Here is a 13,122-nt window from a genome sequence, read left to right on the forward strand (position 1 = left end):
AATGGCAGCGTCACGGCCTCGGAACGGGGTGCGGGGACGATCTCCTTCCCGCGCCCCGTTCGCGCGGCAGAATGCTCGGAACGGATCGGGACTGACCGAAGGGGCAGTCATCAAGATCGATCAGGTCCGGGCACTATTTAAAGCGGGGACGCTACGCGCGTAGAGCGGCCCCTTTCCCGAGGAGAGTGCGCCATCGACGCGTCCAGCAGCCCTCCGCCCACCACCCCGTCGACCGTCGCGGTGGAGCTGACGGGCATCACCAAGCGATTCCCCGGTGTCGTCGCCAACCACGACATCCACCTGACCGTCCGCGAGGGCACCGTGCACGCCCTCGTCGGCGAGAACGGCGCCGGCAAGTCGACCCTGATGAAGATCCTCTACGGCATGCAGAAGCCGGACGAGGGCACCATCGTGGTCGACGGCGAGCAGGTGAGCTTCTCCAGCCCCGCCGACGCCATCGCGCGCGGCATCGGCATGGTCCACCAGCACTTCATGCTCGCGGACAACCTGACCGTCCTGGAGAACGTGGTGCTCGGCAGCGAGAAGCTGTACGGCATCGGCGGCGGTGCCCGCCGGAAGATCAAGGAGATCTCCGACCGCTACGGCCTCGGCGTCCGCCCCGACGCCCTGGTCGAGGACCTCGGCGTCGCCGACCGCCAGCGCGTGGAGATCCTCAAGGTCCTCTACCGCGGCGCCCGCCACCTCATCCTCGACGAGCCCACCGCCGTCCTGGTCCCGCAGGAGGTCGAGGCGCTCTTCGCCAACCTGCGCGAACTGAAGTCCGAGGGCCTCTCCGTCATCTTCATCTCCCACAAGCTGGGCGAGGTCCTGTCGGTGGCCGACGACATCACGGTCATCCGGCGCGGGACGACCGTCGGCACGGCCGTACCCGCCGAGACGACCTCCCGCCAGCTCGCCGAGATGATGGTCGGCAGCGAACTGCCCACCCCGGAGACGGCCGGGTCGACGGTCACCGACCAGCCCGTCGTCACGGTCGAGCACCTCACCGTCTACGCCGGCGGCGGCGCCTCCCTGGGCGTGGAGGCCGAGCCCGTGGGCCCCGGCTCCCTGGTCGAGGCGCCCGGCGTGATCAAGAAGGCCCTCGACGACGTCACCTTCACCATCCACGCCGGCGAGGTCATGGGCATCGCCGGCGTCGAGGGCAACGGCCAGACGGAACTGATCGACGCCCTGATCGGCACCAAGAACGCCGACTCCGGCACCATCGCCTTCCTCGGCGAGGACATCACCCCCTGGCCGACCCGCAGGCGCCGCGAGTCCGGCATCGGCTACATCCCCGAGGACCGCCACCGCCAGGGCCTGCTCCTGGAGGCCCCCCTCTGGGAGAACCGCATCCTCGGCCACGTCACCGAGGCCCCCAACGCCAAGGGCTTCTGGCTCGACCCCAAGGGCGCGCAGGCCGACACCCGCCGGATCGTCGAGGAGTACGACGTCCGCACCCCCGGCATCGACGTCACCGCCGCCTCCCTCTCCGGCGGCAACCAGCAGAAGCTGATCGTCGGCCGCGAGATGAGCCACAACCCCAAGTTCCTGATCGCCGCCCACCCCACCCGCGGTGTGGACGTCGGCGCGCAGGCGCAGATCTGGGACCGCATCCGCGAGGCCCGCCGCGAGGGCCTGGCCGTGCTGCTGATCTCCGCCGACCTGGACGAACTGATCGGCCTGTCGGACACCCTCCGGGTGATCTACGACGGCAGGCTGGTCGCCGACGCCGACCCGGCGACCGTCACCCCCGAGGAACTCGGCTCGGCCATGACCGGCGCCGCGTCCGGGCACCTCGAGCACGTCGAAGAAGAAGCCGCCCCGGAGGACGAGGCCCGATGAAGAAGTTCGACAGGGAGCGCCTGCTCCTCGCCGTGGCCGGCCCGGTCCTGGCGCTCGTCGCGGCGATCCTGCTGACCTCGGTCGTGCTGATCGCCTCCGGCAAGAACCCGATCGAGCCCTACAGCCTGATGCTGGAGCAGCTCGGCTTCTCCGACGTGCAGGTCCTGATCGTCAACCAGGCGTCGCTGTACTACATCGCCGCCCTCGCGGTCGCCCTCGGCTTCCGCATGAACCTGTTCAACATCGGCGTGGACGGCCAGTACCGGCTGGGCGCCTTCATCACCGCGGTGGTCGGCGCGCACGTGGCGCTGCCCTCCTTCCTGCAGATCCCGCTGCTGCTGCTGGTCGGCGCGCTCACCGGCGCCATGTGGGCCGGCATCGCGGGCGTCCTCAAGGTCACCCGGGGCGTCAGCGAGGTCGTCGCGACGATCATGCTCAACGCGATCGCCACCAGCCTCATCGGCTACCTCACCCTCCGCGACAACTTCGGCGTCGCGCTCGGCGACAACGTCACCACCGGCGTGATGAAGGAGTCCGGCTGGGTGCCCGGCCTCGACCTGGGCCCGGACGTCGGCGAGATCTACGGCCTGGTCTTCCTCGCCGTCGCCCTCGGCGTCGGCTACTGGGTCGTCCTCAACCGCACCCGCTTCGGCTTCGACCTGCGCGCCTCCGGCGAGTCGGAGACGGCCGCCGCGGCCTCCGGCGTCGACGCCAAGCGCATGGTGCTCACCGCGATGCTGATCTCCGGCGCGGTCGCCGGCGTCTCCGGCCTGCCGCTGCTGCTCGGCTCCTCCCACACCTACAGCCTCAGCTTCCCGGCCGGCCTCGGCTTCACCGCCATCGGCATCGCCCTGCTCGGCCGCAACAACCCGGGCGGCATCGCGCTCGCGGCCCTGCTGTGGGCCTTCCTCGACAAGGCGTCCCCCGCCCTCGACTACGCCACCCCGGTCGCGTACGAGAAGGAGATCGCCACCATCATGCAGGGCCTGATCGTGTTCGCGGTCGTCATCTCCTACGAGGCCGTACGCCAGTGGGGCCTGCGCCGCCAGCAGCACCGGGTCGGCGCGGAGCTCGCCGCCGCGGCCGCCGGCAACAACCCGAAGAAGGAGGTGGCGGCCTGATGTCCACCGTGACCATCGCCGAGCCGCAGGCGAAGCAGCCCGGCAAGGGCGGCCGCCGCATGTCTCTCCCGGTACTCCTGCTGGTCATCGCGGGCGTGCTGGTCCTCGTCTCGATCGTCCGCCTGATCAGCGGTGCGGACGGCATCACCTCGACCGGCCAGACGTCCACCGCGCTGCGCCTGGCCGTCCCGATCGGCCTCGCCGGCCTCGGCGGCCTGTGGGCCGAGCGGGCGGGCGTCGTCAACATCGGCCTCGAGGGCATGATGATCCTCGGCACCTGGTTCGGCGCCTGGGCCGGCTACCAGTGGGGACCCTGGACCGGTGTCGCCTTCGGCATCATCGGCGGCGCGCTCGGCGCCGTCCTGCACGCCGTCGCCACCGTCACCTTCAACGTCAACCACATCGTCTCCGGTGTGGCGCTGAACATCCTGGCCCTGGGCACCACCCGCTACCTGTCGAAGTTCACCTTCGAGGACGCCCCGCAGGGCTCCTCCAAGCAGTCCCCGCCGATCGAGTCGCTGGGCACCTTCGACGTCCCCGGCCTGTCCGGCTGGCTGGAGACCCTCAACGACAAGCACTGGTTCCTGGTCTCCGACATCGCCGGCCTGGTCGGCGGCGTGGTCACCAACCTCTCCCCGCTGACCGTCGTCGCGGTGGCGCTCGTCCCCGCCACCTGGTGGGTGCTGTGGCGGACCGCCTTCGGCCTGCGCCTGCGCTCCTGCGGCGAGAACCCGATGGCCGCCGAGTCCCTCGGCGTCAACGTCTACAAGTACAAGTACATCGCCGTGATCGTCTCGGGCGGTTTCGCCGGCCTCGGCGGCGCCTTCCTGTCGATCGTCGCCTCGAACGTGTACCTCGACGGCCAGACCGCGGGCCGCGGCTACATCGGCCTCGCCGCGATGATCTTCGGCAACTGGATGCCGGGCGGCCTCGCCCTGGGTGCCGGCCTGTTCGGCTACACCGACAGCCTCAACCTGCGCGGCGGCACCACCAACGTGCACGCCCTGATCCTGCTCCTGGCGATCCTGCTGGTGTTCGGCGCGGCCTACCTGGCCTGGAGGAAGAAGTACGTCTCCGCCGTCGTCACCGCGGTGATCTCGGCCGTGATGTTCTTCTGGTACACCAGCGTGAACGAGGTGCCGCGCCAGGTCGTCTCCGCGGCCCCGTACATCGTCACGCTGCTGGTGCTGTCGCTCTCCGCGCAACGCCTGCGCATGCCCAAGGCCGACGGTCTGCCCTACCGCAAGGGGCAGGGCAAGTGACCCCGGCCGCCGACGCCGCCGACGCCACCGTCGACTGGAACGCCCTGCGCGAGCTGGCCCGCGAGGCCATGAGCCACGCGTACGCCCCCTACTCGGGGTACCCGGTCGGCGTGGCGGCCCTGGTCGACGACGGCCGTACCGTCTCGGGCTGCAACGTCGAGAACGCCTCCTACGGCATCGGCCTGTGCGCCGAGTGCGGTCTGGTCTCGGAGCTGCAGCGCACCGGCGGCGGCCGGCTCACGCACTTCACCTGCGTGGACGGCCGGGGCGAGATCCTCGTCCCGTGCGGCCGCTGCCGCCAGCTGCTCCACGAGTTCGGCGGCCCGGAACTGCTGCTGGAGACCCCGGCCGGGATCCTGCCGCTGGCCGAGATGCTCCCGCAGGCCTTCGGTCCGGACCACCTCTCCCCGTGACTCCCGCGCGGCCCCTCCGACCGGCGTGAACCGGGCGGAGGGGCCGCGCACTTTTCACGCACCGTCTTCCGCACCCTGGAAGTTCTGCACCCCGGAAGGAAAGTCATGGCCATGGACGCCATCTCCGTCATCCGCACCAAGCGGGACCGCGGTGAGCTCAGCGACGCACAGATCGACTGGGTCATCGACGCGTACACCCAGGGCGAGGTCGCCGACGAGCAGATGTCCGCGCTCGCCATGGCGATCCTGCTCAACGGCATGAACCGCCGCGAGATCGCCCGCTGGACGGCCGCGATGATCGCCTCCGGCGAGCGCATGGACTTCTCGTCCCTGTCCCGTCCGACCGCCGACAAGCACTCCACGGGCGGCGTCGGCGACAAGATCACCCTCCCGCTGGCCCCCCTGGTGGCCGCCTGCGGCGCGGCGGTCCCGCAGCTCTCGGGCCGCGGCCTCGGCCACACCGGCGGCACCCTCGACAAGCTGGAGTCCGTCCCCGGCTGGCGCGCCCTGCTCTCCAACGAGGAGATGCTGCACGTCCTCGACACCACCGGCGCCGTGATCTGCGCGGCGGGCGACGGCCTGGCCCCGGCCGACAAGAAGCTGTACGCCCTGCGCGACGTCACCGGCACGGTCGAGGCGATCCCCCTGATCGCCTCCTCGATCATGTCGAAGAAGATCGCCGAGGGGACGGGCTCCCTCGTCCTGGACGTGAAGGTCGGGACCGGCGCCTTCATGAAGACCGTCGAGGACGCGCGCGAGCTGGCCTCCACGATGGTGGGCCTCGGCACCGACCACGGCGTGCGGACGGTCGCCCTCCTCACCGACATGTCCACCCCCCTCGGCCTGACCGCGGGCAACGCCCTGGAGGTCCGCGAGTCGGTCGAGGTCCTGGCGGGCGGCGGCCCCGCCGACGTCGTCGAACTCACCCTCGCCCTGGCCCGCGAGATGCTCGACGCGGCCGGCATCAAGGACGCCGACCCGGCGAAGGCCCTGGCCGACGGCTCCGCGATGGACGTCTGGCGCCGCATGATCACCGCCCAGGGCGGCGACCCCGACGCCCCCCTGCCCACCGCCCGGGAACAGCACGTCGTCAAGGCCCCGGCCACCGGCGTCCTCACCCGCCTGGACGCCTACGGCGTCGGGGTCGCCGCCTGGCGCCTGGGCGCGGGCCGCGCCCGCAAGGAGGACCCGGTGCAGGCGGGCGCCGGCGTCGAGATCCACGCCAGGCCCGGCGACACGGTCACCGAGGGCCAGCCCCTGCTGACCCTCCACACCGACACCCCCGAGCGGTTCGCCTACGCCCTGGAATCGGTGGCGGGCTCCTACGACGTCGCCGCGCCCGGAACGCCGTACACGCCGTCGCCGGTGGTGCTGGAGCGCATCGCCTGAGGACGCGCTACCCCGGGGCCGGTACCACCAGCCCGTCCGGCGCTTGAGGACGAGGCCCGTTCAGGGCCGAAGCGGGGGTCCGGGGGCGGCAGCCCCCGGGAAGGGGGCGGCGGGGGTACCCCCCGCCGCCCCTCACGCGAACGCGCCCCCCTCGCCGAAGGCCGCCGCGGCGAACCGCTCGCCCATGCGCAGGTGCGTCGCCGCGTCCGGGTGCAGCTGGTCGGGCAGCGGGAGTTCCGCCACGTCCCGCTCCCCGTACAGCTCCCGTCCGTCGAGGTGGTGCAGCGCCGGATCGCCGGCGGCCCGCTCGCCGACGATCCGCGCCAGCTCCTCCCGGACGACCCGCAGGGTCAGCTTCCCGCCGGGCACCTCCGCCGCGTCCCCCATCGGAACGAACCGCAGCACCCCCTTCTCCAGCCCGCGCACGTCCGGCGCGGTGGGGCCGGGCGTGTCCTCGTGCATGGGGCACAGGATGGGCGACACGACCAGCAGCGGCGTGTCGGGATGCCCCTCCCGCACGGTGTCGAGGAACCCGTGCACGGCCGGCCCGAAGGCCCGCAGCCGCATCAGGTCCGTGTTGACGAGATTGATGCCGATCTTGACGCTGATCAGGTCGGCCGGGGTGTCCCGCAGCACCCGCGCGACGAACGGGTCGAGCAGGGCGCTCCCGCCCAGCCCCAGGTTGATCAGCTCCACCCCGCCGAGCCCGGCGGCGTGCGCGGGCCAGATGCGGGTGGGGCTCGCGCCGTCCGAGCCGTGGCTGATCGAACTGCCGTGGTGCAGCCAGACCCGGCGGTCCGGGGCGCCCGCCGGCTCCACGGGGGCGTCGGTGCGCAGGGCGACGAGTTCGGTGGTCTCGTTGTGCGGCAGCCAGATCTCGACCTTCTTGACGCCCTCGGGCAGGTCCGTGAAGCGGAGCGTGCCGGGGCGGCCGGGGCGGCGTTCGAAGGTCCCCGCCGCCATGTCGACGGTCAGGACGTGACCGGCCCGCACGCTGCCCTGGCCCGCCGGGCGTCCGTCGACGACCAGGTCGTACAGGCCGTCCGGCCGGGGCGGCGCGCCCACGTACTCCCGCTTGGTGGGCAGCGTCTCCAGTTCGACGGCGGTGGCCCGGGTGCGGAAGACCAGCCGGACGCCGGACGGCTGGGACTCCGCCATGGCCAGCTGCCCGTCGGCGCACTGGGCGCGGGCCCGGGCGGGCAGCCGGTGCGGCAGCAGGCCGTGCTCGGTGCGCTCGGTCTCCAGGGCCCCGCGCAGGAGGTCGTCGGTGAGGGGGGTGGTGATCCAGCGGATCTCTGAGGACATCGCGTCATCCTGCGTTTCGACGGGGCGTGGGGGAGGGGTCCGGGGCGGGCCAGTCGCGCAGCAGCGCGTCGAGGACGTCGAGGATGCGGGACCAGGACTCCTGGGAGTCGGGGGCGCTGTGGCTGAAGCCGCCGGCCTGTTCGAGGCTGACGTAGCCGTGGAAGAAGCTGCCGAGCAGCCGTACGGCGTGGGTCTGGTCGGGTTCGGCGAGGTCGTAGCCGCGCAGGACGGCCCGGGTCATCCGGGAGTGCCGTGCCCCGGCGCTCGCCGCGGCGGCCTGCGGGGTGAGCCGGAACTGGGCGGCGGCGTAGCGGCCGGGGTGCTCGTGGGCGTAGTCGCGGTAGACGTCGGCCAGGGCGGTGAGGGCGTCCCTGCCGGAGCGGCCGGCCAGCGCGGCGGAGCCCCGGTCGGCCAGCTCCTCCAGGGCCAGCAGGGCGATCCGTGTCTTCAGGTCGTGCGAGTTCCGCACGTGCGAGTACAGGCTCGCGACCTTGACGTCGAAGCGCCGGGCCAGCGCCGAGACAGTCACCTGCTCGAAGCCGACCTCGTCGGCCAGCTCCGCGCCCGCCCGGGTCAGCCGCTCCGGGGTCAGGCCTGCACGCACCATGACGTTCTCCATGTCCTCTCGCCAGGAACCTGATGCCAGTGTGCATCTGGCTAAAGGTCTTAGGCAAACAGGTACGGTGCGGGGCCCGGCGGTGCGATGAGTTGTGCGCGTCCGACCGGTCCACCCCTCGTGGACGCGACGACACCCCCCGTGCTCATCCTGACCGGCCCCGTCACCCGGGGCCGGGTGGCAGGACTCTGCGACGACCTGCGAGCACTGCTGGAGGGCGCCGCGGACACCGCCGACGGTGCCGACGACGACGGCGACGACGCCGACGGGGCGGGCGGCGCGTGCGGTGCGGGCGCCGTGGTCGTCTGCGACGCGGCGGGGCTCGGGACGCCGGGACTCATGACCGTCGACCTGCTGGCGCGGCTGCGGCTGACGGCCGGCCGGGGCGGGGGGCGCATACGCCTGCGCGCCCCCGATCCGGCGCTACTGGCCCTGCTCGACCTGGTCGGGCTCCGCTTCGAGGTGGAGGGGCACCCCGAACAGCGGGAACCACCGCCGGGTGTCGAGGAAGAAGTGGAATCCGGTGAGGCGGCCGTCTGAGATCTCCAGCACCTGCACCGCCCAGGGCGTGTACCCGCCCTTCTCCGGGTCCGGCTTGTACTGCGCGAACCCCGGCAGCCCGTTGACCTGGACCGGCAGCAGGCGCGAACCCTCGCAGGCCGAGCCGATCGTGGTCATGAAGCCCGCGATGTCGTCGTGGCCGGTCAGCCACAGGTCGAACGGCGGCATCGTCATGACGGCGTCCTCGTGGAGGAGGGCCGTCAGCGCCGACATGTCGTACCCCTCGAAGGCCGCCACGTAGCGCTCCAGGAGCTTCTGCTGCTCCTCGTCCAGCGGGTCGGAGACCGCCGCGTCCGCGGCGGAGTCGGCCCGCTCGGCGAGGGTCGCGCGGGCCCGCTGGAGCGCGCTGTTCACCGAGGCGACCGAGGTCTCCAGCAGTTCGGCGACCTCGCTCGCCCGCCACGCCAGCACCTCGCGCAGGATCAGCACGGCCCGCTGCTTGGGCGGCAGTTGCTGGAGCGCGGCCATGAACGCCAGCCGCACCGACTCCTTGGCGACGGCCGCCTCCGCCGGGTCCTCGACCGTGGGCAGCACGCGCGCGTCGGGCATGGGCTCCAGCCAGGTGTGGTCCGGGCGGGGGGAGAGCGCGGCCCGGGCGAGCGGCGTGGACTCGGAGAGGTCCATCGGGCGGGCCCGCTTGTTGCCCGCGGACAGCATGTCCAGGCAGACGTTGGTCGCGATGCGGTACAGCCAGGACCGCAGCGAGGAACGACCCTCGAACCTGTCGTAGCTCCGCCAGGCGCGCACCAGGGTGTCCTGCACCGCGTCCTCCGCCTCGAAGGAGGAACCGAGCATGCGGTAGCAGTACCCCGTCAGCTCGACCCGGTGCCTCTCCAGCCTGGCGTCGAGGTCCTCCACGGTCGCCGTACCGTCGCTCATCGTCGTCCACCCGCCCCTGTGGCCGTTCCGTCACGCGCCTGTGCGCCCCAGTACTCCGGAAGCTACCGCAGCCCACTGACAACGGCCCCTCGGGACGACGGAACCGCAGGTCAGGGGCAAGGTCAGGGGAGAGGGGATGAGGGGAGGGGGCGGTGGGGCGAGTGCCGAGGAGCGCCCGTCCGCCCGGCCGGGCGGACCTCAGTGCGCGAGGGCCAGGGGCTGCCGGCGCGCCGCCCGCGAACCGCACACCGTGATCGCCACGACGCCGGCCACCGCCAGGATGCCCACGCCCGCCGTGCCGGCCCAGCCGCCCGCGTGGAACGCCGTCGCGCCGACCGTGCTGCCCGCGCTGGAGCCGATGTAGTACGCGGACTGGTAGAGGGCCGAGGCCTGCGCACGGCCCGTCGTCGCCGTCCTGCCGACCGCCGAGGACGCCACCGCGTGCCCCGCGAAGAAGCCCGCCGTGATCAGCACCAGGCCCAGCAGGACCAGCGGGAGCGAGTCGGCGAGGGAGACCAGCAGACCGGTGGCCGTCGTGCCGCCCGCCAGGTACAGGGCCCCGCGCCGGCCCAGGCGGCCGACCAGCCGGCCCGCCGTCGACGCGGACACCGTGCCCACCAGGTAGACGAGGAAGATCGAGCCGACGACGCCCTGCGGCAGGGAGAACGGCGCCCCGGTCAGCCGGTAGCCGATGACCGTGTACACACCGCCGAAGACGGTCATGAACAGCGCGCCGATCGCGTACAGGCGGCGCAGCAGCGGGTCGGCCAGGTGGTCGCCGACCGTCCGGGCCAGCACCCGGGGGCGCAGCGAACCGGGCGTGAAGTGCCGCGGCGCCGGCAGCAGCAGGCGGAACGCGACCGCGCAGACCACGGCGACCGCGCCGATCACCCCGACCGCGACCCGCCAGCCCCACTCCTGCGCGACCCAGCCGGTGATGACCCGGCCGCTCATCCCGCCGACGCTGTTGCCCGCCACGAACAGACCGATCGCCGTGACCAGGGCCCGCGGGCGGACCTCCTCGGCGAGGTAGGCGGTGGCGGACGCCGGCAGACCGGCGAGCGCCGCCCCCTGCAGAGCGCGCAGCACCACCAGGGCGCCCAGCGACGGCGCGAAGGGGACCAGCAGCCCCAGGCCGACCGCGACCGCCAGCGAGCCGGTCATCACCGCACGGCGGCCGTAGCGCTCCGACAGGGCGCTCATCGGCAGGACGAACAGGGCCAGCCCGCCGGTCGCCGCCGCCACCGTCCAGCTCGCGTCGCTCGCCGCGACCCCGAACTCGCCGGAGATCAGCGGCAGCAGCGCCTGCGTGGAATAGAGGAGGGCGAAGGTCGCCACCCCGGCCAGGAACAGCGCGAGGCTCATCCGGCGGTAACCGGGACCGCCCGGAGTCATCCGGGAGTCGGAGCCGGTGCCGGAGCCGGAGGCGGAACGGGGCGCGGAGGCGGAGGGCGCGGAGGCGGAGGGGGCGGAGGCGGCGGGAACGGTCGTTGCGGCGCCCACGGTGGTGGACGCCCCGGTACTGGCGGGAGACATGCCTCGAACCTACGGACCGCCCCGCTCATCCGTCCAATGCGCGGAATCGACATAATCGTTCCCATGGCGCATCAGCAGAGGTCACAGGGACAGCTGTCACCGTCCGGTGACACGGAAGACATCGTCACACTGCTCGCCCCGCGGCTCGCGTACTTCGCGGGCGTCGCCCGCACCGAGCACGTCACCCGGGCCGCGCAGGAGATGCAGGTCCCCCAGTCGACCCTGTCGCGCGCCATGGTCCGCCTCGAACAGGACCTCGGCGTCGACCTCTTCGCCCGCCGCGGCCGCACCGTCTCCCTCACCCCCGCCGGCCGCACCTTCCTCACCTCCGTCGAACGCGCCCTCGCCGAGGTCGAGCGCGCCGCCGACGAGGTGCGCGCCGACGCCGACGCGGCCACCGGCAAGGTCGCCTTCGGCTTTCTGCACACCATGGGTGCCGAGACCGTCCCCGGCCTGATCCACGCCTTCCGCGCGGACCATCCCCGCGTCCGCTTCAGCCTGGTCCAGAACTACGGCGAGGCGATGCTGGAGCGGCTGCGCGCCGGGGAGCTGGACCTGTGCCTGACCTCGCCGGTGCCGGACGCCCCCGACCTCGTCGCCCGCCGCCTCGACGAACAGAAACTGCGCCTGGTCGTGCCCGCCGACCATCGCCTCGCCGGCCGCCGGCGCGTCCGCCTCGCCGAGGCCGCCGACGAGGCCTTCGTGACCCTGGAACCCGGCTACGGACTGCGCCGCATCACCGACGACCTCTGCCAGGAGGCCGGCTTCCGCCCGCGGATCGCCTTCGAGGGCGAGGAGACCGAGACCCTGCGCGGCCTGGTGGCCGCGGGCCTGGGCGTGGCGCTGCTGCCGCCTCCCGCCGTCCCCCGCCCCGGCGTGGTCGAACTGACGGTCACCGCCCCCAGGGCGGCCCGCGAGATCGGGGTGGCCTGGCTGGACGGCCACCCCGACACCCCGCCGGTGGCGGCCTTCAAGAAGTTCCTGCTGTCGAGGAGGGGCAACCTGCTGCCGTAGGCCCTGCTGCCGCCTTCCCGCCGGCCCCGCACGCCTTCGCGTCGGCCCCGCACGCCCTCCCGCCGCACCGGGCCCTGACCCGAGCGCGTCCCGTGCGTCCCGCGCGTCCCGTACGCCCCGTACGAGGACCAGGGCCCGGCACTCCTCCCTCCGGCCCTCGGCCGGAGCCCCGGAGCACGCACCCGGCACCGCGGGGCCCGCCCTCCGGGCGGACGACGGGAAGGCGGTCTGAAGGCAACGGGAAGGCGGTGGGAAGGCGGTGGGAAGGCGACGGCGGCACTGTCCCGGGGCCCGCCGCCCGTCACCGCCTACCGCCGCAGCGACCGCCCGAACCCCGAGGCCAGCGGCATCCGGAGCCCCAGCGGCGGCGGGGCGGCGAGCGCGTCCTCGACGGGCCGGGAGAAACTCCTCCCGAACAGCGTCCCCATCACGAAGTCCTCGGACAGGGACAGCACTTCGGCACGGTGCTGGTGCAACCCGTGTCCGTCCGAGTGCACTTCGAACCGGCACACGTCCCGGTTCGCCTTCTTCGCCCGCGCCGCCAGCCGGAACGACAGCTCCGGGTCGGTCCGTTCGTCGTTGGTGCCGTGCACGATCAGCACCCGCCGCCCCACCAGCTGCTTCACCGGTTCGGGTGGCACCGCCACGTCCTCCTCGGGCAGCCAGGGGGCGACGGCCAGCACGGAGCCGACGGCCTCGTGGCCGCCCGCCCGCAACGCCGCCCGCCCGCCCATGTCGACGCCGGCCAGACACACGGGGACGTCCCCGTAGCGCCGTACGATCTCGTCGGCGGCCCAGGAGGCGTCGGCGGCCAGCTGGGCCTCGCTGCCGTTCCAGCCGCGGTAGCGGTACCGCACGACGTGCACGGCCAGGCCCTCCTCCCGTCCTGCGCGGGCGAGTCCGCGCCCGAGGGCGCGGACGGAGGCGGCCTGCCACAGGGGCGAGGGTCTGCGGTCGGAGACCTCCTCACCGCCGGGGAGCAGCAGTACCGCCCCGCTCACCGTCCGCGGCTCCGGACCGATGACCCTCCCCAGGCTGGCCGACCGAAGCGGCGTCGCTTGCTGTCCCATGACAGAACAGTGTCAGAAGCGCCGGTGTACTCCACCCTGCCGTGCGGTCACCGTTGCGTATCGACCGAGTCGCCCGCCGGGCGGTCTACGCGCGTAGGAGTTAGAGTGCGG

At 73.1% G+C, this 13,122-nt stretch carries 12 protein-coding genes; 7 read left to right on the top strand and 5 right to left on the bottom strand.

The window, feature by feature from the left end; all coding sequences use genetic code 11:
- Positions 1-192 precede the first annotated feature (192 nt).
- The 5 genes from ACF09K_RS02405 (at position 193) to ACF09K_RS02425 (ending at position 6,030) form a co-directional block, all read left to right on the top strand.
- Positions 193-1,845: an ABC transporter ATP-binding protein gene (locus ACF09K_RS02405; protein ID WP_392241016.1), complete on the top strand. Its 1,653-nt coding sequence runs from the start codon at positions 193-195 to the stop codon at positions 1,843-1,845.
- Positions 1,842-2,966, top strand: a complete 1,125-nt coding sequence (locus ACF09K_RS02410; protein ID WP_392240590.1) for an ABC transporter permease — start codon at positions 1,842-1,844, stop codon at positions 2,964-2,966. Before ACF09K_RS02405 ends, ACF09K_RS02410 begins: the two co-directional genes overlap by 4 nt.
- Complete coding sequence (locus tag ACF09K_RS02415; protein ID WP_392240591.1) at positions 2,966-4,228, top strand: ABC transporter permease; 1,263 nt, start codon at positions 2,966-2,968, stop codon at positions 4,226-4,228. Before ACF09K_RS02410 ends, ACF09K_RS02415 begins: the two co-directional genes overlap by 1 nt.
- The gene (locus ACF09K_RS02420; protein WP_392240592.1) at positions 4,225-4,641 is read left to right on the top strand and encodes a cytidine deaminase; all 417 of its coding nucleotides are present in this window, start codon (positions 4,225-4,227) and stop codon (positions 4,639-4,641) included. The genes ACF09K_RS02415 and ACF09K_RS02420 overlap by 4 nt, the downstream gene beginning before the upstream one ends.
- A gap of 105 nt (positions 4,642-4,746) precedes the next feature.
- On the top strand, positions 4,747-6,030 hold the full coding sequence (locus tag ACF09K_RS02425; protein ID WP_392240593.1) for a thymidine phosphorylase: 1,284 nt from the start codon (positions 4,747-4,749) through the stop codon (positions 6,028-6,030).
- A 132-nt stretch (positions 6,031-6,162) separates the two neighbouring features.
- Here ACF09K_RS02425 and ACF09K_RS02430 read toward each other — a convergent pair whose 3' ends face one another.
- Both ACF09K_RS02430 and ACF09K_RS02435 read right to left on the bottom strand, forming a co-directional pair.
- Positions 6,163-7,335, bottom strand: coding sequence for a lipase (locus ACF09K_RS02430; RefSeq protein ID WP_392240594.1), 1,173 nt, complete (start codon positions 7,333-7,335; stop codon positions 6,163-6,165).
- 4 nt (positions 7,336-7,339) lie between these two features.
- Positions 7,340-7,942, bottom strand: a complete 603-nt coding sequence (locus tag ACF09K_RS02435) for a TetR/AcrR family transcriptional regulator (protein WP_392240595.1) — start codon at positions 7,940-7,942, stop codon at positions 7,340-7,342.
- A 96-nt stretch (positions 7,943-8,038) separates the two neighbouring features.
- Here ACF09K_RS02435 and ACF09K_RS02440 point away from each other — a divergent pair, with 96 nt between their 5' ends.
- Positions 8,039-8,491, top strand: coding sequence for a hypothetical protein (locus ACF09K_RS02440; RefSeq protein ID WP_392240596.1), 453 nt, complete (start codon positions 8,039-8,041; stop codon positions 8,489-8,491).
- Here the strand turns inward: ACF09K_RS02440 and ACF09K_RS02445 are convergent.
- Positions 8,375-9,391 (bottom strand): sigma-70 family RNA polymerase sigma factor, encoded by a 1,017-nt coding sequence (locus ACF09K_RS02445; RefSeq protein WP_392240597.1) that lies wholly within the window; start codon positions 9,389-9,391, stop codon positions 8,375-8,377. The genes ACF09K_RS02440 and ACF09K_RS02445 overlap by 117 nt on opposite strands.
- 198 nt (positions 9,392-9,589) lie before the next feature.
- A complete protein-coding gene (locus ACF09K_RS02450; protein ID WP_392240598.1) occupies positions 9,590-10,927 on the bottom strand; it encodes an MFS transporter in 1,338 nt (445 codons plus the stop codon).
- Between the two features lie 63 nt (positions 10,928-10,990).
- On the opposite strand from ACF09K_RS02450, the gene ACF09K_RS02455 reads away from it, so the two are divergent.
- Entirely contained in the window at positions 10,991-11,941 is a 951-nt protein-coding gene (locus ACF09K_RS02455; RefSeq protein WP_392240599.1) for a LysR substrate-binding domain-containing protein, read from the top strand.
- A gap of 308 nt (positions 11,942-12,249) precedes the next feature.
- Here ACF09K_RS02455 and ACF09K_RS02460 read toward each other — a convergent pair whose 3' ends face one another.
- Entirely contained in the window at positions 12,250-13,011 is a 762-nt protein-coding gene (locus ACF09K_RS02460; protein WP_392240600.1) for an alpha/beta hydrolase family protein, read from the bottom strand.
- Positions 13,012-13,122 lie beyond the last annotated feature (111 nt).

The organism is Streptomyces sp. NPDC014882 (assembly GCF_043081325.1).
GTDB lineage: Bacteria > Actinomycetota > Actinomycetes > Streptomycetales > Streptomycetaceae > Streptomyces.

Excerpts from the sequence above, each read along its gene's own strand:
- ACF09K_RS02440 (WP_392240596.1), top strand. The coding sequence starts at position 8,039 with ATGAGTTGTGCGCGTCCGACCGGTCCACCCCTCGTGGACGCGACGACA.
- ACF09K_RS02415 (WP_392240591.1), top strand. The coding sequence starts at position 2,966 with ATGTCCACCGTGACCATCGCCGAGCCGCAGGCGAAGCAGCCCGGCAAG.
- ACF09K_RS02435 (WP_392240595.1), bottom strand. The coding sequence starts at position 7,942 with ATGGTGCGTGCAGGCCTGACCCCGGAGCGGCTGACCCGGGCGGGCGCG.
- ACF09K_RS02430 (WP_392240594.1), bottom strand. The coding sequence starts at position 7,335 with ATGTCCTCAGAGATCCGCTGGATCACCACCCCCCTCACCGACGACCTC.
- ACF09K_RS02460 (WP_392240600.1), bottom strand. The coding sequence starts at position 13,011 with ATGGGACAGCAAGCGACGCCGCTTCGGTCGGCCAGCCTGGGGAGGGTC.
- ACF09K_RS02455 (WP_392240599.1), top strand. The coding sequence starts at position 10,991 with ATGGCGCATCAGCAGAGGTCACAGGGACAGCTGTCACCGTCCGGTGAC.
- ACF09K_RS02445 (WP_392240597.1), bottom strand. The coding sequence starts at position 9,391 with ATGAGCGACGGTACGGCGACCGTGGAGGACCTCGACGCCAGGCTGGAG.
- ACF09K_RS02450 (WP_392240598.1), bottom strand. The coding sequence starts at position 10,927 with ATGTCTCCCGCCAGTACCGGGGCGTCCACCACCGTGGGCGCCGCAACG.
- ACF09K_RS02410 (WP_392240590.1), top strand. The coding sequence starts at position 1,842 with ATGAAGAAGTTCGACAGGGAGCGCCTGCTCCTCGCCGTGGCCGGCCCG.
- ACF09K_RS02425 (WP_392240593.1), top strand. The coding sequence starts at position 4,747 with ATGGCCATGGACGCCATCTCCGTCATCCGCACCAAGCGGGACCGCGGT.